At 73.5% G+C, this 20369-nt stretch carries 15 protein-coding genes, 1 tRNA gene and 1 riboswitch; of the genes, 9 read left to right on the top strand and 7 right to left on the bottom strand.

Annotated elements, in window-relative coordinates; translation table 11 throughout:
* Positions 1-243 precede the first annotated feature (243 nt).
* Complete coding sequence (locus tag B7R87_RS14805) at positions 244-1314, top strand: methyltransferase domain-containing protein (protein WP_006348268.1); 1071 nt, start codon at positions 244-246, stop codon at positions 1312-1314.
* Between the two features lie 41 nt (positions 1315-1355).
* Here the strand turns inward: B7R87_RS14805 and B7R87_RS14800 are convergent, their stop codons facing one another.
* Positions 1356-2042 carry an HNH endonuclease family protein gene (locus tag B7R87_RS14800; RefSeq protein ID WP_233169054.1) on the bottom strand — a complete coding sequence of 229 codons (687 nt, stop codon included), beginning with the start codon at positions 2040-2042 and terminating at the stop codon, positions 1356-1358.
* A gap of 287 nt (positions 2043-2329) precedes the next feature.
* Between B7R87_RS14800 and B7R87_RS14795 the strand changes: the two genes are divergently transcribed.
* From B7R87_RS14795 to B7R87_RS14765, 7 genes are all read left to right on the top strand, one after another.
* On the top strand, positions 2330-2584 hold the full coding sequence (locus B7R87_RS14795; RefSeq protein ID WP_006348270.1) for a hypothetical protein: 255 nt from the start codon (positions 2330-2332) through the stop codon (positions 2582-2584).
* A 230-nt stretch (positions 2585-2814) separates the two neighbouring features.
* Positions 2815-3225, top strand: a complete 411-nt coding sequence (locus B7R87_RS14790) for a YciI family protein (protein WP_040915718.1) — start codon at positions 2815-2817, stop codon at positions 3223-3225.
* 108 nt (positions 3226-3333) lie between these two features.
* Positions 3334-4749: an RNA polymerase sigma factor gene (locus B7R87_RS14785; protein ID WP_233168833.1), complete on the top strand. Its 1416-nt coding sequence runs from the start codon at positions 3334-3336 to the stop codon at positions 4747-4749.
* A gap of 93 nt (positions 4750-4842) precedes the next feature.
* The gene (locus B7R87_RS14780) at positions 4843-5589 is read left to right on the top strand and encodes a MerR family transcriptional regulator (RefSeq protein ID WP_006348273.1); all 747 of its coding nucleotides are present in this window, start codon (positions 4843-4845) and stop codon (positions 5587-5589) included.
* Positions 5590-5720: 131 nt separating this feature from the next.
* Positions 5721-5794 (top strand) — tRNA-Met (locus B7R87_RS14775).
* A 175-nt stretch (positions 5795-5969) separates the two neighbouring features.
* Complete coding sequence (locus tag B7R87_RS14770; protein WP_006348274.1) at positions 5970-7169, top strand: PP2C family protein-serine/threonine phosphatase; 1200 nt, start codon at positions 5970-5972, stop codon at positions 7167-7169.
* A 305-nt stretch (positions 7170-7474) separates the two neighbouring features.
* Positions 7475-7620: riboswitch (cyclic di-AMP (ydaO/yuaA leader) on the top strand.
* 11 nt (positions 7621-7631) lie between these two features.
* Positions 7632-8642, top strand: a complete 1011-nt coding sequence (locus tag B7R87_RS14765; RefSeq protein ID WP_040915724.1) for a M23 family metallopeptidase — start codon at positions 7632-7634, stop codon at positions 8640-8642.
* A gap of 244 nt (positions 8643-8886) precedes the next feature.
* On the opposite strand, the gene B7R87_RS14760 is transcribed toward B7R87_RS14765, so the two are convergent.
* The 4 genes from B7R87_RS14760 to B7R87_RS33580 form a co-directional block, all read right to left on the bottom strand.
* Complete coding sequence (locus tag B7R87_RS14760) at positions 8887-10149, bottom strand: PrsW family intramembrane metalloprotease (RefSeq protein ID WP_006348276.1); 1263 nt, start codon at positions 10147-10149, stop codon at positions 8887-8889.
* A gap of 357 nt (positions 10150-10506) precedes the next feature.
* Positions 10507-11373 (bottom strand): tRNA (guanosine(46)-N7)-methyltransferase TrmB, encoded by an 867-nt coding sequence (gene trmB, locus B7R87_RS14755; RefSeq protein WP_006348277.1) that lies wholly within the window; start codon positions 11371-11373, stop codon positions 10507-10509.
* Positions 11374-11421: 48 nt separating this feature from the next.
* The gene (gene lhgO, locus B7R87_RS14750; protein WP_040915725.1) at positions 11422-12648 is read right to left on the bottom strand and encodes an L-2-hydroxyglutarate oxidase; all 1227 of its coding nucleotides are present in this window, start codon (positions 12646-12648) and stop codon (positions 11422-11424) included.
* 199 nt (positions 12649-12847) lie between these two features.
* Complete coding sequence (locus tag B7R87_RS33580) at positions 12848-14692, bottom strand: hypothetical protein (protein ID WP_006348279.1); 1845 nt, start codon at positions 14690-14692, stop codon at positions 12848-12850.
* 1648 nt (positions 14693-16340) lie between these two features.
* Here B7R87_RS33580 and B7R87_RS14735 point away from each other — a divergent pair.
* Complete coding sequence (locus B7R87_RS14735) at positions 16341-18452, top strand: asparagine synthase-related protein (RefSeq protein WP_130585006.1); 2112 nt, start codon at positions 16341-16343, stop codon at positions 18450-18452.
* Positions 18453-18497: 45 nt separating this feature from the next.
* Here B7R87_RS14735 and B7R87_RS14730 read toward each other — a convergent pair whose 3' ends face one another.
* Together B7R87_RS14730 and B7R87_RS14725 are read right to left on the bottom strand one after the other, a co-directional pair.
* Entirely contained in the window at positions 18498-19361 is an 864-nt protein-coding gene (locus tag B7R87_RS14730) for an ABC transporter permease (RefSeq protein WP_006348282.1), read from the bottom strand.
* The gene (locus B7R87_RS14725; RefSeq protein ID WP_040915735.1) at positions 19358-20269 is read right to left on the bottom strand and encodes an ATP-binding cassette domain-containing protein; all 912 of its coding nucleotides are present in this window, start codon (positions 20267-20269) and stop codon (positions 19358-19360) included. Before B7R87_RS14725 ends, B7R87_RS14730 begins: the two co-directional genes overlap by 4 nt.
* Between the last annotated feature and the right edge of the window lie 100 nt (positions 20270-20369).

The following is a 20369-nucleotide window of genomic DNA, read 5'->3' as shown; positions in this document are numbered from 1 at the left end:
GGAAACGATCCTGCGGTGAGTGAAGGAAATATGGCGAGCGGGGAAGGGGTTTCCTTCGAATTCCTGGGCTTCGTACGGGAGTTTCGGGCCAGGCGAACGAAAGAGCGACGGGCCCCGCCGTGAGGGGGGGGAGCGCGGCGGGGCCTGACGGGCTGCTGCCCGCCCCGTACCGGGATATGCGGGTGAACAGCCGTACGGCGAATGCCTCGTGCCGCGTAGTACGCGCTGTGTACTATCCCCGGCATGCACACCCATGACGCCCAGACCCTCGTTCTGACCGCGCTCACCGAGGGCCCCCTGCACGGCTACGCCGTCAACGCCGCCGTCGAGAAGCTCTCCGGCGCCCCGCTCGGCGCGGGCAGTCTCTACGGTGCCCTCGCCCGGCTGGAGAAGAAGGGGCTGGTCGAGGCCCTGGCCGTCGAGGGCCGCCGGCGGCCGTACCGGATCACCGGTCGGGGCCGGGAGCTGCTGGCGCGCGAGGCCCGGACCATGGAGCGGGTCAGCGGGCAGGTCTTCGAGACCGTGACCCCCGACGAGGTGCAGTATCTGGACCGGGTGGCCGCGACCGGCGCGGGCCGGACGTACAAGCACGTCGCGCGGTACGAACTCCGGGCTGGACCCGGTCACACCGTCCTCGACCTCGGCTGCGGCCCCGGCACCGATCTGGCGGCCCTCGCCGGATCCGTGGGGCCCGGGGGCGCGGTGATCGGGATCGACGCCAGCCGCGAGATGGTGGAGCTGGCGCGGGAGCGGACCGAGGGGCTGGCCACGGTCGACGTACGGCTCGCGGACATCCACCGGCTGCCCCTGCCGGACGCCGGCGCGGACCGGGCCCGTACCGACCGGGTCCTCCAGCACGTCGAGGACCCGGCCGCCGTCCTCGCCGAGGTGCGGCGCGTGCTGCGGCCCGGCGGGCGGCTGGTGCTCGCCGAACCCGACTGGGACTCCCTCGCCCTGGACCACACCGACCTGGACGCCGCCCGCGCCTATACCCGGCACATCACGGACCGGATCGTCCGCAACGGGATCATCGGACGGCAGCTGCCGCGGCTCGTCCGGGAAGCGGGCTTCGTCGTACCGAGCGTCACCGCGACGACCTCCGTCTTCCGGGACGTGAGGGCCGCGGACGAGGTCCTCGGGCTCCACCGCAACACCCGGCGCGCGGTCGCCGCCGGATATCTGACCGAGGAGCAGGGGGAGCGGCTCCTGGCGGACCTGGCCTCCGAAGGACCCTTCCTGGCATCGGTGACGCTGTACGTCGTCGTGGCCGAGATCCCCGCGGCCGCGGCCGGGATCCCGGCGGCCCGCCCCTGACCGGCGGTGCAGGGACGGGCGGTTGACCTCCGTGGACGGGTTTACGGGGCCACGGTGTACGTGACCTTGTCACCCTGGCAGTCCGCGGCCAGCCGGTACAGCGCCTTCTGCTCGGTCTCGTCGATGCTCAGGCCCCAGCGGAGCTTGGTGGCCAGCCACTCCGAGGTGTAGCGGCAGTGGGCGTCCGCCGCGGGCGGCAGCCACTGGGCGGGGTCCTGGTCCGCCTTGGCCCGGTTGGACTTGGCCGTCACGGCGACCAGGGAGGCGGCCTGGCCCTGGTCGTTCGCGTACGCCTCGCGCCGCGCCGCCGTCCAGGCGGAGGCCCCGGAGTCCCAGGCCTCGGCCAGCGGAACCATGTGGTCGATGTCCAGCGAGCCCGCCGGGGTGACGTACGTGTCGTCGTAGTACGACCACCACTGGCCGCCGGTCAGCGCACAGCGGGCACCCACGGCCGGCGCGGTGACCGCCTCGGAGATCAGCACCTCGTTGCGGGTGTTGCAGCCGTCGGAGAGGTTCAGGCCCGCGTTCCAGTGCTTGAAGAGGTCCCGGTTGTAGCCCGCGCGGCTCTCGTCCGCGACGGACAGGCCGGCGACGGCGACGAGGATCGGCACGGTCTCGGCGGCCGCCCGGGGGGCCTCGGCCTGCTGAGCCGGTGAGTTCCCGGCCGCGGGCGCGGGCGCGGTCTCCGCCGTCGGAGCCGGTACGGCGGCGGCTGCCGTCGCCGGCACGGTGCCGGCGGTGAGAGGGACGAGGGGGACGAGGGCGAGGACGGCGGCCGTGGCAGCCCGCCGGAGACGCCCGCGGCCCGAGGAGTGCCTGGTGCGGTCTGTGTGGTTCGCGTGGTTGATCACGTCAACTTGAGTACGTGGCATTCACTCCTTCGCGATGCGATGAATCGGCTCACTGGGCCGAATGGAGGCGCGTGTTCACCGGGGAAACGTTTCTGTGAGCCGGGCGGCCCCCTGCCGGGGTTCCGCGCCCGTGACCCGCTCCGCCGCGGGGGCGTTGTCCCGGCATGACCAAGACGAAGCGCATCCTCACTGCCGTCGCCCTTGCCGCCGGTGCCTCCGCCCTCTCCGTCTCCGCCGCCGCCGCGAACGGACACCACAGCACGCAGGCGCCGCAGGGCGCGACGTCCCTCGCCGACGGGGTGGAGGCCATCAACGGCGGCATCAAGGACCTGAACCAGCTCAACCAGCTGATGGAGGTTCCCAACCACCTGGCCCCGCTGATCGGCCCGGTCGCCCAGGTCGCGGGCGCCCTTCAGTAACCACCGGGCCGGTCGCCGGGCCCGGAGCCCGTACCGCCCGTACCGCCCGTACCGCCTCCGCCTCTGCCTCCGCCCCGGGGAAGGCCTGCCGGAAAAAACTTCCGGGAAATCCGTCGACCGGTGTCGAGAACCCGGCACCGGCTCCGACGTCCCCTGTGAAAGTTGCCCACGACGGGCAGCGGCGGGGAGGACCCCGCCCCGAGGAACAGCGACCGCAGGGAGTGGACCCCATGAAGTACCTCGTGATGATCCAGGGCACCCAGGCCTCCTACGACGCGATGGAGGGCAGGCCCTCCCCGGGCAACCCGGTCTGGAGCGAAGCCGACCTCGCCGCGATGTTCGCGCACATGGGTGCCATCAACGACGACCTCGCCGAGACCGGCGAGCTGGTCGACGGGAACGGGCTGGCCGCTCCCGCGCAGAGCCGCACCGTTCTGGCGGGGCCCGACGGCAAGCCGGTGATCACCGACGGTCCTTACGGCGAGACCAAGGAGGTCCTCGCGGGCTACTGGGTGGTCGACTGCGCGAGCCTGGAGCGGGTGACCGAGATCGCGGCCCGGGTCGTCGCCTGTCCGGAGCCGGAGGGCAGCACCCCCTCGCCGGTCGTGATCCGCCCGATCGACTCGGGTCCCGAAGCCTGACGGGGACCCGTCCGGGCGCCCGCCGGAGCCCGTCGGCCGGTTCCGGTACGGCGCGGGAGCGGCCCGGAGCCGTACGGTGCGGCCCGGGGCCGTGATACGTACAGCGGCATGAGCCGTAGCCGTAAGAACGCCCCTGCCGACTCCGACTCCGATCCCACCGCCGACACAGCCGACACAGCCGACACAGCCGGGACCGCCGACACAGCCGGGACCGCCGACACCGCCGGGACCACCGGCACCCCCCGGGCCGCCGGGACCACCGGCACCCCCCGGGCCGCCGGGACGACCGGCGGCCCCGGTGCCGACACCGTCGAGGACCTGCTGCGCCGCCACGCGCCGCAGGTCCTCGGCGCTCTCGTACGCCGGTACGGACACTTCGACCTCGCCGAGGACTCCGTCCAGGAAGCGCTGCTCGCCGCCGCCCGGCAGTGGCCCGCCGAGGGCCTCCCCGCCAACCCCCGCGGCTGGCTGATCAAGGTCGCCGCGCGCCGGCTCACGGATCTGCTCCGCGCCGAGGAGGCCCGCCGCCGCCGGGAGGAGAGCGCCGCGAACCTCGCCCCGCGCGACTCCTTCACCGCACCGCCGCCCGGCGAGGGCCGGGCCCCCTCCGACGACGACACCCTCACCCTCCTCTTCCTCTGCTGCCACCCCGACCTCACGCCCGCCGCGCAGATCGCGCTGACCCTGCGGGCCGTCGGCGGGCTGACCACCGCCGAGATCGCCCGGGCCCATCTCGTCCCCGAGGCGACCATGGCGCAGCGCGTCAGCCGGGCCAAGCAGCGGATCAAAGGGCTGCCGTTCGTCCCGCCCGGGCCCGAGGACCGCGACCGGCGGCTCGCCGCCGTACTGGAAGTGCTGTACCTGATCTTCAACGAGGGCTACACGGCCTCGTCCGGCGAGCACCTCCACCGCGCCGACCTGGCGCGGGAGGCGATCCGGCTGACCCGCCGGGTCCAGCTGCTGCTGCCCGGCGAAGGCGCGGTCACCGGGCTGCTGGCGCTGATGCTGCTCACCGAGGCGCGCACGCCCGCCCGCAGTGGGCCGGACGGCGAGCTGATCCCGCTGGACGAGCAGGACCGGACGCTCTGGGACCGTACGGCGATCGCCGAGGGCACCGCCCTGGTCGAGGCGGCGCTCGGACAGGGACCGGCCGGGGTCTACCAGCTCCAGGCGGCCGTCGCGGCCCTGCACGACGAGGCCGGACGCGCCGAGGACACCGACTGGCCGCAGATCCTCGCGCTGTACGACCTCCTGGTCGCCCGCGCCCCGGAGCCGATGGCCCGGCTGGGGCGGGCGGTCGCGGTGGCCCGGGTGCACGGGCCCGCGGCCGGGCTCGCGGAGGTGGCGGCACTGGCGGACCGGCTCCCCGGGCACCACCGGATCGACGCGGTCCGGGCGCATCTGCTGGAGGAGGCGGGGGAGCGGGCCGCGGCCCGGGAGGCGTACGAGAAGGCCGCGGCGGGCACCCTCAGCGCTCCGGAGGCCCGCTATCTGCGCGCCCGCGCCGCCCGCCTTGCCCGCTGATGCTGTGATCGCCCCCTACCTGGCGTACTGACCTTTACGCCGTTTTTCAATGGGGTTGACCTTTACGCAACGTCAACTTCTACCGTTCAGGTCATGGAGTGGTCGATCCAAGAGGTCGCCCGGCGTGCCGGGACGACCAGCCGCACCCTGCGGCACTACGCGGACATCGGGCTGCTGGCACCCCGCCGGATCGGGGCCAACGGCTACCGCTACTACGGGCCGGACGAGCTGGTGCGCCTCCAGCGGATCCTGCTCCTGCGCGAGCTGGGTCTCGGGCTGCCCGCCATCGCCGAGGTGCTGGCGGGCCAGCAGGACACGACCGCGGCGCTCCGGGCCCATCTGGAGCTGCTGGAGCTTGAGCGGGACCGGCTTGCCCGCCGGATCGCGTCCGTGCGGACCACTCTCCGCAAGACCGAACTAGGGGAGGAACTCATGGCGGAAGACGTACTCGACGGCTTCGACAACAGGAAGTACGAGAAGGAGGTCACGGAGCGCTGGGGCGCGGACGCCTGGCGTGCGAGCAGCCGGCGGTGGCAGCAGCTCGGCGAGGACGAGCGGCGGGCGCATCTGCTGGACCACGAGACGATCGCCCGCGACTACGCCCGGGCCCTCAAGGACGGCGCCGCGCCCGGTGACGAGACCGTCCAGGCGATCACCCGGCGGATGTACGCCTGGCAGTCGCTGCTGGCCCCGCCGTCGAAGTCCCACTTCACGGGGCTCGGCGAGATGTTCGCCGCGGACCCGCGCTTCGGCGACAACTACGACAAGTACGGGGTGGGTACGGCGGCCTTCGTCCGGGACGCGATGCGGGTGTACGCGGAGCGTCACCTCACCGACTGACCGGCCGGAAAACGGGGCTTCCGGCGGGGGTGGAAGGACCTCCCGGCGAGGTCGCGGGGGAAGTCGCGGGGGAACTCGTGGGGAAGTGGTCACCAGAGGTGCTCCGGATGGCGTAAGGTTGTGTTTACCGACGCGGGGTGGAGCAGCTCGGTAGCTCGCTGGGCTCATAACCCAGAGGTCGCAGGTTCAAATCCTGTCCCCGCTACTGAAGACACGGCCCGGTGCTCTCGTTCTACGAGAGCACCGGGCTGTTGTCGTATTCCGTGAGGGGCTCGCGGTCTCCGGAGGCCGGGCAGGGGCCCGGGGGGTCACCCGGCCGGTCCAGCGCGGCTCGCCCCGTGCACCCGCCGCCGTGAGGCTGGGAGGGGAGGAGAGCACCTGTGGCGGAGCAGACACAGCGGAACGGATACGGCGGTGCCCGGCGCTTCGCCCGGATGCTGCCGTCGCTGATGATCGTCTTCGGGGTGGTGTACGACCTCACGACCCCCGCGAAGTTCACCGCCGTGCCCATGTTCACGGCCGCCCCGCTGATCGCGGCCCCCTTCTTCTCCTTCGCCGTCACGCTGGCGACGGGCGCCTTCGCCGTCCTGACCGAGCTGGGTCTGGACATCTACAACCGCTCCCTCGGCCAGACCCAGGCCTATACCGAGCTGAGTACGGTCGTCACCGTCTCCGCCCTGGCGCTCTTCATCAACCGGGTCATCACCCGCAGCAACCAGAAACTGGCCTCGGCCCGGGTGATCGCCGAGGCCGCGCAGCGGGCCGTGCTGCCCACGCCCGCCGAGGAGATCGGCGGGCTGCGGATCGCCGCACGGTACGAGGCGGCCCTCGCCGACGCCTTCATCGGCGGCGACCTCTTCGCCGTACAGGACACTCCGCACGGTGTACGGCTGGTGGTCGGGGACGTCCGGGGCAAGGGTCTGGGGGCCGTGGAGGCCGTGGCCATCCTGATCGGGGCCTTCCGGGAGGCGGCCGAGCGGGAGGCCACGCTGGAGTGCGTCGCCGACCGGCTGGAGCAGGCGCTCGTCCGGGAGGCGCTACGGCGCGGAGCGGGCGATCTCGACGATTTCGAGGGGTTCGCGACCGCCGTGTTCGCGGAGATCCCGCGTGGCTTCGGGGCCGTACGCCTGCTGAACCGGGGGCACCCCGAGCCGCTGCTGCTCCACGCCGACGGGCGGCTGCGCACCCTGCCGCCCGACGAGGCGGCGCTGCCGCTGGGCATGAAGGAGCTGGGGAACTGGCCGGGGCGGGCCGAATCGCATCCGATGCCCGACGGGTCGACCCTGCTGCTCTACACGGACGGGCTCTCGGAGGCGCGGAACGCGGCCGGGGTGTTCTACGACCCGGAGGAGCAGCTCGACGGGCGGTCGTTCCCGGGGCCGGGGGAGCTGCTGGACGCGCTGGTGGACGACGTACGACGGCATACGGGCGGCGGATCGACGGACGATATGGCGCTGCTCGCGGTCACCCGCCCGGCTGGAGGCAGTGGTCCGGGTGGTCCCGTCGGGACCGCTGAGGTCAACGGGGCCGGGGCGGGGGGCCGGCCGTCGGAACAGCCGCCTCTCCGGGCCGATGGATAAAGAGTTGACCAACGATTGGCCAAGTGCTGGGGGCTATGTGCCATTGCACTGCCGTTTTCTGCACGGTGCGTGATCGAACCATCGCTGTCGCCATAACATCTGACGAACCATCAGGGGTGTGGAGGGGGCGGAGAGGCCCTGAACAGGTCTCAGGGGCGGGTAACTCGCCCGATTTGGAAGCCTTCTGTCCCAGTTGGTTCGCCGTCCGGGTTTAACGATCATCAGGAACACTTGGAAAACATTCCCCGTGTCTATTAACGTTCGATAACGCAGCGCGGTCGTCCCAGTCGCCGTCAGGGTGGCTCCGTGCTCATGCGCCGAATCCCGCAAGGGAACCGGGGAACCACTTCTTGGGGTGAATCGGATGCCTCCGCAGCCTGCGGAGACTCCGTAGGAGACCTTCCTGCTCCGAACCCGTCAGCTAACCCGGTAGGCGAGAAGGAAGGAAAGGAGTACGCCTCAGTGGCGTCCAACAGTCCTGCCCCGCAAGCCCCCGCCGGGCCCGGGTACATGAGCAACGGCACCCGCTTCGGCGAAGACGGTGGTGCCGAGCCGTCCACCGGTGAGTGGAACCCCAGCGCGGAAACGCTTCTCCCGAACCGTGGCCGCCACCGCGTGCTGCGGCAGCAGCGCCGGGCCTTCGCCCGCAGCTCCACCGTCCTCGGTGTCGGTGTGATCGCCGCGGTCGGCGCGGGCGGCATCGCCACCGCGCAGGACAAGGCCCCCATCACCATCTCCCTCCCCGACGGGCTCGGCGGCACCGAGGACGGCGCGCCGAACGCCGGCCTCGCCACCATGGGCGACACCGTCACCGAGGCGGGCGAGCAGTCCAAGGCCGACGACAACGCGGGTGAGGCGCTGCGCTCCCGGATCCTCCAGCAGGCCGAGCAGCAGCAGGCGCAGGCCGAGGCGGAGCGCCGGGCCGTGGCCGAGAAGGCCGCCGCCGAAGCCGCCGCCGCGGATGCGCTGAAGGCGTCCGCCGACGCCAAGAAGAAGGCGGACGAGGCGAAGAAGAAGGCCGCCGAGGAAGCCAAGAAGAAGGCGGAGGCCGAGCGCCTCGCCAAGCTGGCGAAGAGCTTCGCGCTCCCCACCTCCTCGTACAACATCACCTCGACCTTCGGTTCGTCCGGCGGACTCTGGTCCTCCGGCCAGCACACCGGTCTGGACTTCGCCGCCCCGGCGGGCACCCCGGTCAAGGCCGTCGGCGCGGGCACCGTCAAGTCCGCCGGTTACGCGGGCTCGTACGGCTACCAGGTCGTCATCGAGCTGAACGACGGCACCGAGGTCATGTACGCCCACCTCTCGTCGATCAACGCCAACGTGGGCCAGAAGGTCGTCGCGGGCGATATGGTCGGACGGGTCGGCTCCACCGGCAACTCCACCGGCAACCACCTCCACCTGGAGGTCAAGACGCCCGGCGGTACGACCATCGACCCCGGCGCCTGGCTGCGCAGCAAGGGTCTGCGGCCCTGACGCCCGCGGGTTCCGGACCGGCCGGGCACCGGCCGGTCCGCAACCGGTGAATCGCGGGTTCCCGCCACCGGTGCATCCCGCCCGGCCCTGAAGCTCCCGCGGTCCCGGACTCCGGGATCCAGGGAGACCGCTGTCCAACGGACGGCGGGTCCTGGCCTTCACGACCACCGGCAGCTCTGACGCACCAACCCCCCGACGTCAGGGCTGCCGGTTCTTTTCCCCGGCCGTGCTCGTACCGGCCGGATCAGACGCGGTACGGGTTGTACCCCTCGTAGTCCCGGTACGGCGGCGGTACGGAGACCACACCGCTCGCCCTGGCCGCATAGGCCAGCGCCGGACCGGCCACCGGCTTCCGCAGCCACATATGGTGCAGCAACTCCTGCTCCCGCGCCGTGAAGTCCGGATCCGCCGTGCCGCGCTGCGCCCGGTCGCGCAGGAACGCCAGGGACGTCGCGAAGCGGACGTACTCCGCGACCGCGTGTGCCGCGGCCGGTCCATGGGTGCGCCGGGCGATGTTCCGGGCTTCGTTACGGGCCCGCATCGAGGCCAGCGCCGCCGGTTCGGCCGGTGCCAGCCAGCCGGCGGTGGCGTACGGCGGCAGGGCGGCCGAGATCGTCCGCAGCTCGCGCTGGCGGGACCAGATCGTCAGCCAGGTCAGCAGCGCGAAGACCGGGACCATGAACATTCCGTAGACCAGATAGAAGCCGATCGGGCCGAGGTACGACGCCGAGCCGTTCCACAGGGCGTGCATACCCATCGACAGCAGCAGCCCGAGCGTGGGGAAGGCGAACCTCCGGAACCGGTGGCGGCGTGCGGCCGACGCGGCGAGACCCAGACCGATACCGGTGAGCACGGTGAACAGCGGATGCGCGAACGGCGACATGACGATCCGTACGAAGAACGTCGCCGTCACCGAGACGAGGCCGGACTCGCCCGGCAGCCGGTCGCCGTCGAAGGCCGTACCGAGATAGAGGATGTTCTCGGTGAACGCGAAGCCGGTGGCGGTGAACCCGGCGACGACGATGCCGTCGACCAGACCGGTGAAGTGCCGGCGCCGGAAGAAGAAGAGCAGGAAGATCGCGGCGCCCTTCGCGGTCTCCTCGACGATCGGCGCGACCACCGTCGCGCCGAGGTTGTCCGCGTCGGTCGGGTCCGCGGTGCTGTTGGCGATCCACTGGATGGCGAAGGTGTTCGCCGTGATCGACATCAGGGCGGCGGCGAAGGCGCCCCAGGCGAAGGCGAACGCCAGATTGCGCCAGGGGCCCGGTTCGACCCGGTCCAGCCAGCGGAAGGCGGCGAGCAGCAGGGGGACCGGGAGGGTGGCCAGACCGAGACCGACCAGGAAGCCCTGGGTGCCGGTCTCGTCGCGGACCGTCGCGAGGATGGCGAGGGCGCAGAGCGCGAGCAGGACGATCAGCACCCCGGCCCGGAGCACCTTGCTGCGCCAGATCCGGGAGGCGCGCGGTTGGTAGCGCCAGCGCGACCGCTCGGGCAGCGCGTCGAACACCGGCTCCGCGGCGTAGGCGGGGACGGCAGGCCCGGTGGGCCCGGCATCGCCGCCGGGGGTGGCGGGTGCGCCAGGTCCTGGGGCGGACGGCGCGGGCCGGGGTTCAGGAGGCGTCGCCCGGCGTCCGGCCTCCCCGAGGGGTGTGGAATGCCCCGACGTATCCGTATCCACGGCATACGGGAGGGGCTCCGAGGGTGCCGCGCCCGCCGGGCGGGGCGGCTGCGGGCTGGGATCGGGCTGCGGGGGCGACGGCTCTGACACCTGTCGACACTAACGACCTCCACCGACAACACGCGACGGGGATACGGCGTTCAGGTCGGTCGGGGCGTCCGGAAGGTCCGCTCCGGAGCCCCGCGGTCAGACCCGGCGGAAGAGGAGATCGCGGACGATGTGCCCCTTGTCCAGGCCCTGGCCCTCGAAGCGGGTCCGGGGCCGGAAGTCGGGCCGGGGGGCGAAGCCGCCGTCCTCGGCCGTGTTCTCGAAGTCGGGGTGCGCGGTCAGCACCTCCAGCATCTGATCCGCGTACGGCTCCCAGTCCGTCGCGCAGTGCAGCACCGCACCGGGCTTCAGGGCCCCGGCGGCCAGCGTCAGGAACTCGGGCTGGATCAGCCGCCGCTTGTGGTGGCGCTTCTTCGGCCACGGGTCCGGGAAGTACACCCGCATTCCGTCGAGGGCGCCCGGTGCGAGCTGCTCCCGCAGCAGGATGATCGCGTCCCCGTTGGCCACCCGGACGTTCGTCAGCCCGTTCCGCTCGGCGAGGCCGAGCAGATTGCCCTGACCCGGGGTGTGGACGTCCACGGCGAGGATCCCGGTCGCGGGATCGGCGGCCGCCATGGCCGCGGTGGCTTCGCCCATGCCGAAGCCGATCTCCAGCACCACCGGCAGCCCGTCGAACATCGCGGCGAGGTCGAGCCGCTCCCGTCCGTCGATATCGAGGCCCCAGACCGGCCAGAGCCGCTGGAGCGCATCGCCCTGGCCGGTGGTGACCCGGCTGCGGCGGGGCTGGAAGCTCCGGATCCGCCGCTCGTGGTGCGAGCCCGCGGGATCGGCCGCCGGCCCTCCGGGGAACCTCGGCTCACGCCGCGCCCGGCCGGACCCGGAAGCAGAACCGGAAGCAGAGCCGGGAGCGGAAGCGGAGCCGGAATCGGCCGTGGACCCGGAGGCGGGTTCGGAGCCGGAGCCGGGGGCGGGGGATTCGGGGGTGTGGGGGCGCGGTGTCGACACAGTGGGACCAATTCTACGGGGGTACGCCGGTGCCCGCGCCGGGACGCCCTACAGCATCGCCCGCACCCGGCGGGCCACCTCACGGCCGATCGGGAGGGACGCCGTCGCCGCCGGGGAAGGAGCGTTCAGCACATGGACGACCTGGCGGGTCTCCCGTATCAGGAAGTCGTCGACGAGGGTGCCGTCCCGGAGCACGGCCTGGGCGCGCACCCCCGCGTCCGTGGGCCGCAGGGCCTCCTCCGTGACCGCCGGGAGCAGCCGCCGGACCTCCTGGGCGAAAGCCTCCTTCGACAGCGAGCGGCGCAGCTCGCCCGCGCCGTAACGCCAGTGGCGGCGGGCGATGTGCCAGGAGCCGGGCCAGCTCAGGGTGGCCGCCAGCTCACCGGGGCGGACCACGCCCCAGCCGTACCCCTCGCGGGCGAGGGCCGGGACCGCGTTCGGCCCGACGTGGACCGAGCCGTCGATCCCCCGGGTCAGATGGACCCCGAGGAAGGGGAACGCCGGATCCGGCACGGGATAGACCAGGCCCCTGACCAGCGACGGATCCGTCAGTTCGTAGTACTCCCCGCGGAAGGGGACGATCCGCATCTCGGGGTCGTCGCCGGTCAGCCGGGCCACCCGGTCGCAGTGCAGTCCCGCGCAGTTCACCAGGGCGCGGGCCCGCAGGACCGTCCCGGAGGCCGTGCGCACCGCGACGCCCCAGGGCCGGCGGTCCACCACGACGACCTCCTCCCCGCAGCGCACCTCCGCGCCTGCCGCGCCCGCCAGCACGGCGAGCTGCTCCGCCACCGCGCCGTAGTCGCACACCCCCGTCGTGCCGACGTGGATCGCGGCCAGACCGCGCACCCCCGGCTCGTACTCCGCGATCTGCGCGGGGCCCAGCTCACGCACCGGGATCCCGTTCTCCCGGCCGCGCTGGACCAGGGAGTGCAGCCGGGGCAGCTCGTCGCGCCGGGTGGCGACGATCAGCTTGCCCGTCACCCGGTGGGGCAGTCCGTGCTCGGCGCAGAACTTCACCATCTCGGCCGCGCCCGTGACGGCGTACCGCGCCTTGAGGGAGCCGGGGCGGTAGTAGATCCCGCTGTGGATCACACCGCTGTTCCGGCCGGTCTGATGCCGGGCGGGGGCCTCCTCCTTCTCCAGCACGACCACCCGGGTGCCGGGTGCCGAACGCGTGAGGGCATACGCCGTCGACAGGCCGACGATCCCACCGCCGATCACCAGCACGTCGCAGTCGAACCCGCTCACGACCCGCCGTCTTCCGGTCCTCGTCATCACTCCACCTCCCGCCGCCCGCTCACCCGGGAATCCCCGCTGACGTGCCCCGCTGCCCTGCCCCTGTGCTCCGGCCCTGTGCCGATGCCGTACCCGGCTGTCGTACCCCCGATGCCGCACCCCGATGCCGTACCCCGATGTCGCGTCCGCCCCATCCGAATACTGCACCCCGCCACTGACAGTGCCCTCCGCGACCGCGCTACGCCGGGGCCATCAGCAGCGGTCTGGCCCGCTCGCGCAGCTCGGCGACCCGGGGCTCGTCCCCGTACGGCTCCAGTTTGTGGAGCAGATCCCGTACGTACTCCGTGGTCCGTACGGACGAGATCCGGCCCGCGACCTCGACCGCCCGGGCCCCCGCGGCGCAGGCCGCGTCCAGATTGCCCGATTCCAGCTCGGCGAAGGCGCCCACCACCAGCCGCAGCCCGTGCGAGCGGACGAACTCGTCCGTCGGCTGGGACAGGGCCTTCTCGGTGAAGCGCCGCACCTGCCGGGGCAGCTTCAGATCGCGGTAGCACTCGGCCGCGTCCGCCGCGAACCGGTCATAGCTGTAGAAACCCAGCCAGGAGGGGTCGGGGTCGCCGTCGCGGGACCGCTCCAGCCAGCCCTCGGCCGCCTTCAGCGCGGCGCCCGCGGCCGATGCGTCGCTCGCCTTGGCGTGCGCCCGCGCCTCCACCAGATGGAAGAAGCTCATCGTGCGCGCGGTCGCGAGCCCCCGGTTGCGCTCCAGCGCCGCCTGCGCGAGGTCGACGCCCTCGTCGGCGAAGCCGCGGTAGACGGCCTGCAGGGACATGGAGGCCAGGACATATCCGCCGAGCGGTACGTCCGCGGCGGCGCGGGCCAGGCGCAGCGCCTGGATGTAGTACCGCTGGGCGGCCTCCTGCTGCCCGGTGTCGAAGGCCATCCATCCGGCCAGCCGGGTCAGTTCGGCGGTGGCGCCGAACAGCGCGCGGCCGACCTCGTCCGAGTACGAGCCGAGGAGCAGCGGCGCGGCGTCGACGCGCAGGCATTCGGGGACCATCGACGAGCGCCAGTCCCCGCCGCCGTACTTGGAGTCCCAGCGGCGGGCGTCCTCCGCGGCCTCGCGCAGTTTGGCCACATCGCTGTGGCCGACGCGGGTGGCAGTGTCGTCGGGGTGGCCGGGGTGTCCGGGCGCCTGGCCGGGCGGGGCCGTACCCGGGAGCACGGCTGCACCGGCACCGGCACCGACGACCGAAGCAGAAACTGAAGCAGAAACCGAACCGGCAACCGAAGCGGAACCGGAACCAGAACCGGAGACCGAAGCGGAACCGGAACCGGAGGTGCCACCGGAGCCCGGAGCAGGGCCCGGACCGGATCCGAAACCGGAGCCCGGGGCCGTCCCGGGCAGGCCGGGGTGCGCGGGCGGGCGCGCGGGCGCACGACCACCGTCCCCGAGGCCCCCTTCGCCCCCGCTGCTTCCGCTTCCCCCGCCCGGCCCACCGGTCCCCGGGGATTCCCCGGTCGCTCTCGTGCCCTCGGCCCCGTCTATCCCATCAGCCTCGTCGGGGCCGCAGATATCGGCCGCCCTGCGGGTCATATAGGCCGGCGCCGGGCGCTCCACCGACGGGTCGGCGGGGGATATCAGCCAGCGGGACGCGGGTGTCGCATAGGCACTGACCGAGAAGGAACCGGCCAGGGACTGCCAGATCCCGCCGCTGCCCGCCCGTCGGCCGGCCAGGTCGAGCCGGTAGAGGTCGGTCGCCGACTTCACCGCTTCCCGGACGTCGCGGGGGAAGGCCAGCCCGACCTCGGGGGCCGGGTCGGCGTCGGCCAGGCCGATCTCGTGCAGCGGTACGGGCCGGCCCAGTTTGGAGCCGATCGCGGCGGCGATGAGATGGGGGGCGGCGCCCTGCGGGACCATGCCCTTGGAGACCCAGCGCGCCACCGACGTCTTGTCGTAGCGGAGGGTCAGACCGCGCTGTGCGCCCAGGTCGTTGACCCTCCGGGCGAGCCCGGCGTTGCTGATTCCCGCGAGGGCGAGGACGGTGCCGAGTTTCTCGTTCGGCCCGCGTTGCTCCCTGGACATGCGCCCCACCCCTCGACACGCCGACGGCCGCCGTGACGCTGCCTCGCGTCCGGCATGCGTAGCGACGTCCCGTCCCGACGGCACGGCTCCGGAACCCGGCTGCCACCGGGCCGGTCGGTCCCGGCTGCAAAAGCGTCTGGCCGAGCCCTCCGGAATATGCCCATCAGTTCAGAACATCAGCAAACCCAGCGTAGTTCGCCGGATCCCGACCGTTAAGGGGCGGTGTTCCCTATGGCGGGATTGTTGTGCGTGCGAGCGAACTCCGCCGGGGCGCACTGTGGACGCACCGTGAACGCGCCACCGGTGGCGGGTCCTCGCCACCGCTCCCGGCGGGACCGGTGGCCGGGGTCCGGCCGCGTACCGCCGAACCATCCCTGGACGGGGCCCGGACCACGGCCCGGCCACCTGCCGGAGCCACCGGCGCGCCGCCTCGCCGGGGCCGACCCCGGCCGTCTCGCGGGCCGCGTCCGGAGCGGCGGTGAAACCCCCGCCGCGGGCCGCCGCAATACCCGCGATTCGGCCCCGATTCGCCCCCGACTCGGCCCTGTCCCGGCCCCGGCCCTGCGGTCGGAGCGTGCCCCCGCGCGAGGCCCCGAACCCGCCCGCCCGGGGGCGCGTGCGGGGGAGCCCGAGGGGCACGTACCCCCCTTGTGCCCCGGTCGCCGCCGGGGTGCGGCGGCCGTTCCCGCGCCGGGGCGCAGGGGCGGCGCGCGTGCTCCGGGTGTGTGGCCGTGCGCCCGCCCGTGCGCTCTGGCCGGGGGGTTCCCCGAGGTTTTCCATGAGAACCGCGTGGGTCGGCCCGCTGGTAGTGGAACCAGTGGGCTGGGGGACACCGCCGCCTTCAATCCCCGCGGGCGGCGGACGGTCCGGGAGGCGTGTGGCGCCTCCCGGACTGTCATATCCGGGCGCGGTTCCGCCCGGCGGCCGTACGGACGGGTGTACGGGGCCGGACGCCGCGGGCCCGGGCCGGGCATCGGCGCCGCGCGCCGTACCCGTACGGTCGCGGTCGCTTCCTCCCGAGCCTGCAGCCGGACAACCCGTCCCAACCGCCCGGAATCGCCCCGAACCGCCCGGTTCACGGGCCTTCCGGCCCGCAGGTTGCGGCACCCCGCCGGACCCCGGCCCACCACGGGCCCCGCCCCCGCAAGGGCGCCGGACCGTCCCCGTACCTCCGCCGCATCGGGCCCGTACCGGCACCGAACCCGCCCCGCAACGACGCCGAGCAGACGCCGAGCAGACGGCGAAGCAACGTCGAACCGGCGACGAACCGGCGACGAACCGGCGACGAACCGGCGGCGGACGGGCAACCGACGGGCAACGGACGGACCGGAGCGGAGGGAAAAACGGAGCAAAAAGCGGACGGAGAGCCACCGGTCCGGAAGCTCTCCGTGCCCGCCCCCGGTTCCACCGATGTCATGAGAATGGCTGAATGTCGACTGTCCTTCTCATGGACTTTCACCCCATATGCGGTTGACGCGATCTCTCACAGGCCTCATGACGCCCCGCCATATCAGGCCCCGGGCAGGCTCTTTCACTTTTTGCTCGTGCGACCCGGGGCCCGTCCCGTGCGTCTCCTTCGTGGCAGCATGTTCCCGAACGGCCCGGGCCCCGGCCCGGTTGTCCACAGCCTGTGGAGGCGAAAACGGCGATGCGGTGGTTGGTGGGCTGGAGCAGTATCGCCGCGAACTTCGGTACGGCCGGGGCCGTCGGCGCCGCCGACGAGGGCCGCACGGTCCACCCCGTCGGTTCCCAGCTCCTGTGGGGCGACCCCGACCCCCTCTGGGCCGTCGGTGACTGGCGCCCCGACGAGATCCGCGTCGTCGCCGCCGACGAGTTCACCAAAATGGCCGTCCTCGGCTGCTGCGCTGCGTCCGACGCCGAACTCCGCACCGGACTGCTCTCCGCCCGCGGCGGCGCCCTGCGCCACCTCACCGCGTGGCCCGGCAGCTACACCGTCGTCGTCCGGTCGGGCCGCCGGATCACCGTCATCGGTGATCTCGCGGGCGCCCGCCCGGTCTTCCACACCCCCTGGGCCAACGGCACCGCGTTCGCCACCGCCGCGCTCCCCCTCGCGGACCTCATCGAGGCCCAGCTCGACATCGGCTATCTCGCCGCCCTGCTGGCCTGCCCCGAAACCCCCGAAGCCCTGCGCGACGCCACCCCCTACGACGGGGTCAAGCGCATCCCGCCCGGCCATGCGCTGATCCTCCGCGAGGGCTCCCGCGAGATCACCGGCTACGAACCCGTCGCCTCCCTTGCCGTCGCCGGCCCCCAGATGGCCGCCGACCGGGCCGTCGACGGTGTCCGCGACGCACTCGTCGACGCCGTACGCGCCCGGCTCACCGCCCCGCGGCACGCCCCGGAGACCGCGCCCCCCGACCCCGGGCCCGTCCCCGGTATGGGCCCCGCCGACCGGCGCGCCCGCCGCGGCGCCCCCGTCCCCGGTATCGGCGCCGACCTCTCCGGCGGCAGCGCCTCCGCCACCCTGGCGCTGCTCGCCGCCGGACTGCCCGGCCGCCCCGGCACCCTCGCCGGCCACGGCGCGACCGGCGCGGGCGAACGCCTCCTCGCCGTCACCTTCAACGACCTCACCGAACCCGGCCTCGAACCCGAACTGGAACGCGCCCGCGCCCTCGCCGCCGACCCCCGGCTGCACCACCTCGTCGTCACCGCGGGGGAGGAGGGCCTGCCGTACGCCAATCTGGAGAACGGGCCGCTCACCGACGAACCCGCCCCCAGCCTCGTCACCGCCGAACGCCACCGGGTCCGCCTCGCGTCCGGCAGCGCCGACCACATCACCGGCGCGGGCGCCCGCCAGGTACTCGACGCCCATCCGGCCCGCCTCGCCGACCTCCTCATCGACCGCAGACGCCGCCATCTGTTCCGGCCGGTGACCGCGCTCGCCCGTGCCGAAGGGCCGTCGACGCAGTCGCTGCTGGCACCCCTCACGGTCTACCGGGCCGCGCGCCGCCTCGCCCGTACGCCGTACCGCACCGGCCTCGAAACCGCCGCCGACCGGCTGCTCCAGGCCAACCGCGGCGGCCGGCTCCCCGCCTTCGGCCCCCTCGACGCCTCCCTGGCCGCCCTCACCTGGTCCCGGCCCGGGCCCGCCGCCCGCTGGCTGACCGGCGAGGCGCTCGCGGACGTCGCCGTACGGCTCACGGGCGTCGCCACCCGCGCGGCGCCCGTCCAGCGGCCCGGGGAGGCCCGGGCCCGCGCCGCCCTCGCCCGGCACGCCTTCGACCAGCGGATCCTCGAACAGGCCGCGGAGGTACGCAGCCAGCGCGTCCACGCCCCCTTCCTCGACAACCAGGTCGTCCGCGCCTGCCGCGACCTCCCGGAGGCCCTCCGGGTACGGCCGGGGGCCCGCGCCGAAATCCTCCGTACCGTGCTCGCGGGCGCAGGCGTCCATGAACTGCCCCCCGGCTGGGGCACCACCCCCCTCACCCCGCAGACCGTCACCGCCCACAAGGGACTGCGGGCCGCCCTCCCCACCCTGCTCGCCCTCTTCGACGCGCCGCTCCTCGCCGACGCCGGTCTCATCGACGCCCGGGTCGTCCGCAAGGCACTGCGCGGCGCGGCCGACGGCGAACCCGTACCCCTGGACGGACTGGCGGACCTGGTCTCCACCGAGCTGTGGCTGCGCCGGCTGCTGTCGCGCCGGGGCACCTGCTGGACCGGTTCGGCCGCCCCCCGCTCCCGCGCGGTCTCCACCGGGGTCCCGCCGCGCCCGTCCCTGCGCGGGGGCGCGACCCACTGAGGAAACGACAGGGCCCGACCCGCTGAGGACCGGAGACCGGCGCGCTCAGACCTCCCGCCGCCCCATCACCAGCACCGTCAGCACCCCCGCCACCAGCGCCCAGCCCCCGAGGGCCAGCCATGCCTCCAGCGGCGTGATCGGGTACTTCGCGGCGCCGATCGCCCGCTCGGGGTTCTTCACCAGCTCCCGCCACGCGTTCACCGGCATCACATTGCCGATCTCCCGCACCCAGCGGTACGTGTCCCCGTTGAACAGCCCCGGCAGCAGCACCAGCACCCCGACGACCGCCCCCACACTGCCCGCCGCATGCCGCACTAGCACCGCCAGCGCCATGCCCACCAGCGCGCACACCGGCGCCAGCAGCGCCGACGCCACAACTGCCCGGAGCGCGCCCGGGTCACCGATCGACAGACCGTGGTGGTCCCGGAGGATCGCCTGCGTCAGCCCGAACGACGCACCCGACACCAGCGCGCCGTAGCCGAGCGCCACCGCCACCACGACCGTGAGCTTGGCCGCCGCCACCGTCCGCCGCGCGGGTACGGCGGTGAAGGTCGTACGGATCAGACCGCTGCCGTACTCCCCGAAGACCACCGCCGCCCCGACGCACGCGGTGAACACCATGAAGAGCTGCCACGCCGGATCGGTGAACGCCGCCGCCAGCGGGTCGAACACGAACGGCAGGCCGGCGGGGTCGTCCAGGGGCGGCTCGGGGTTCTTCGTGAGCCGGTCCGCGTTGACCCGGGCGGAGTTGACGTTGATCCCGGTGACGGTCAGGGCGCCGCCCGCGAGGACCGCGTACGTGGACCGCAGCGACCAGAACTTGATCCACTCGGCGAGCAGCGGATCCCGGAACCGGACGCGGACCGTCCGCGGGGTCGCGGCGGCAGCCCGTACCTCTGTCGCGCTCATGACGCTTCCCCCGCCCCGTACTCGACGCTCCGCGCGGTGAGTTCCATGAACGCCTCCTCCAGCGAAGCCGACACCGGTGTCAGCTCGTCCAGCAGCACCCCGCGGCCCCGGGCCAGTTCGGCGATCCGGCGCGGCTCCAGCCCCGTCACCGTGTACCGGCCGCCGTCCTCGCGGGTGATCTCCGCGCCCTCCGCCGTCACGGCGGACACCAGCGCCGCCCCGTCCGGCGTGCGGACGGTCACGCTCCGCCGCGTGCCCCGTGCGGCGAAGTCCGCCAGGCTCTCCGCGGCGATCAGCCTTCCCCGTCCGATGACGACGAGCTGCTCCGCCGTCTGCTCCATCTCGCGCATCAGATGGCTGGAGACGAAGACCGTCCGGCCCTCGCCCGCGAGCCGCCGGAACAGGCCGCGCACCCACAGCACCCCGTCCGGGTCGAGTCCGTTGAGCGGTTCGTCGAAGAGGAGTGCGGGCGGATCGCCGAGGAGGGCGGCCGCGATGCCGAGCCGCTGTTTCATGCCCAGCGAGAAGCCCCCGATCCGGCGGTGGGCCGCGGCCGCCAGGCCCACCTCCTCCAGGACCTCGCCGGCCCGGCGCCGCGGCAGCCCGTTGCTCAGCGCCAGCGCCGTCAGATGCGCCCGCGCAGTGCGGCCGCCGTGCACGTCGTGGGCGTCCAGCAGCGCTCCCGCGTACCGCAGTCCGCGCGGCCGGCCGGCGAACGGGCGCCCGTCGACGGTGACGGTGCCGGCGGTCGGGCCGCCCAGTCCGAGGATCAGGCGCAGGGTGGTGGACTTGCCCGCGCCGTTGGGCCCCAGAAAGCCGGTGACCACACCGGGCCGGACGGTGAAGCTCAGCCCGTCGACGGCGGTCACCGCCCCGTAACGTTTCGTCAGTTCATCTGCTTCGATCACCGGTTCACCGTCCCGTGCACCGGGACCGCGTGGCATCGGGCCGCGGACCACAACCGGGGGAGCGGCGGGTAGCCCACAGGCGTACGCCCGCCGCCCGATG

Origin of the sequence: Streptomyces tsukubensis (genome assembly GCF_003932715.1) — a bacterium.
Taxonomy (GTDB): Bacteria; Actinomycetota; Actinomycetes; order Streptomycetales; family Streptomycetaceae; genus Streptomyces; species Streptomyces tsukubensis.
This window is presented reverse-complemented; position numbering and strand designations above follow the sequence as displayed.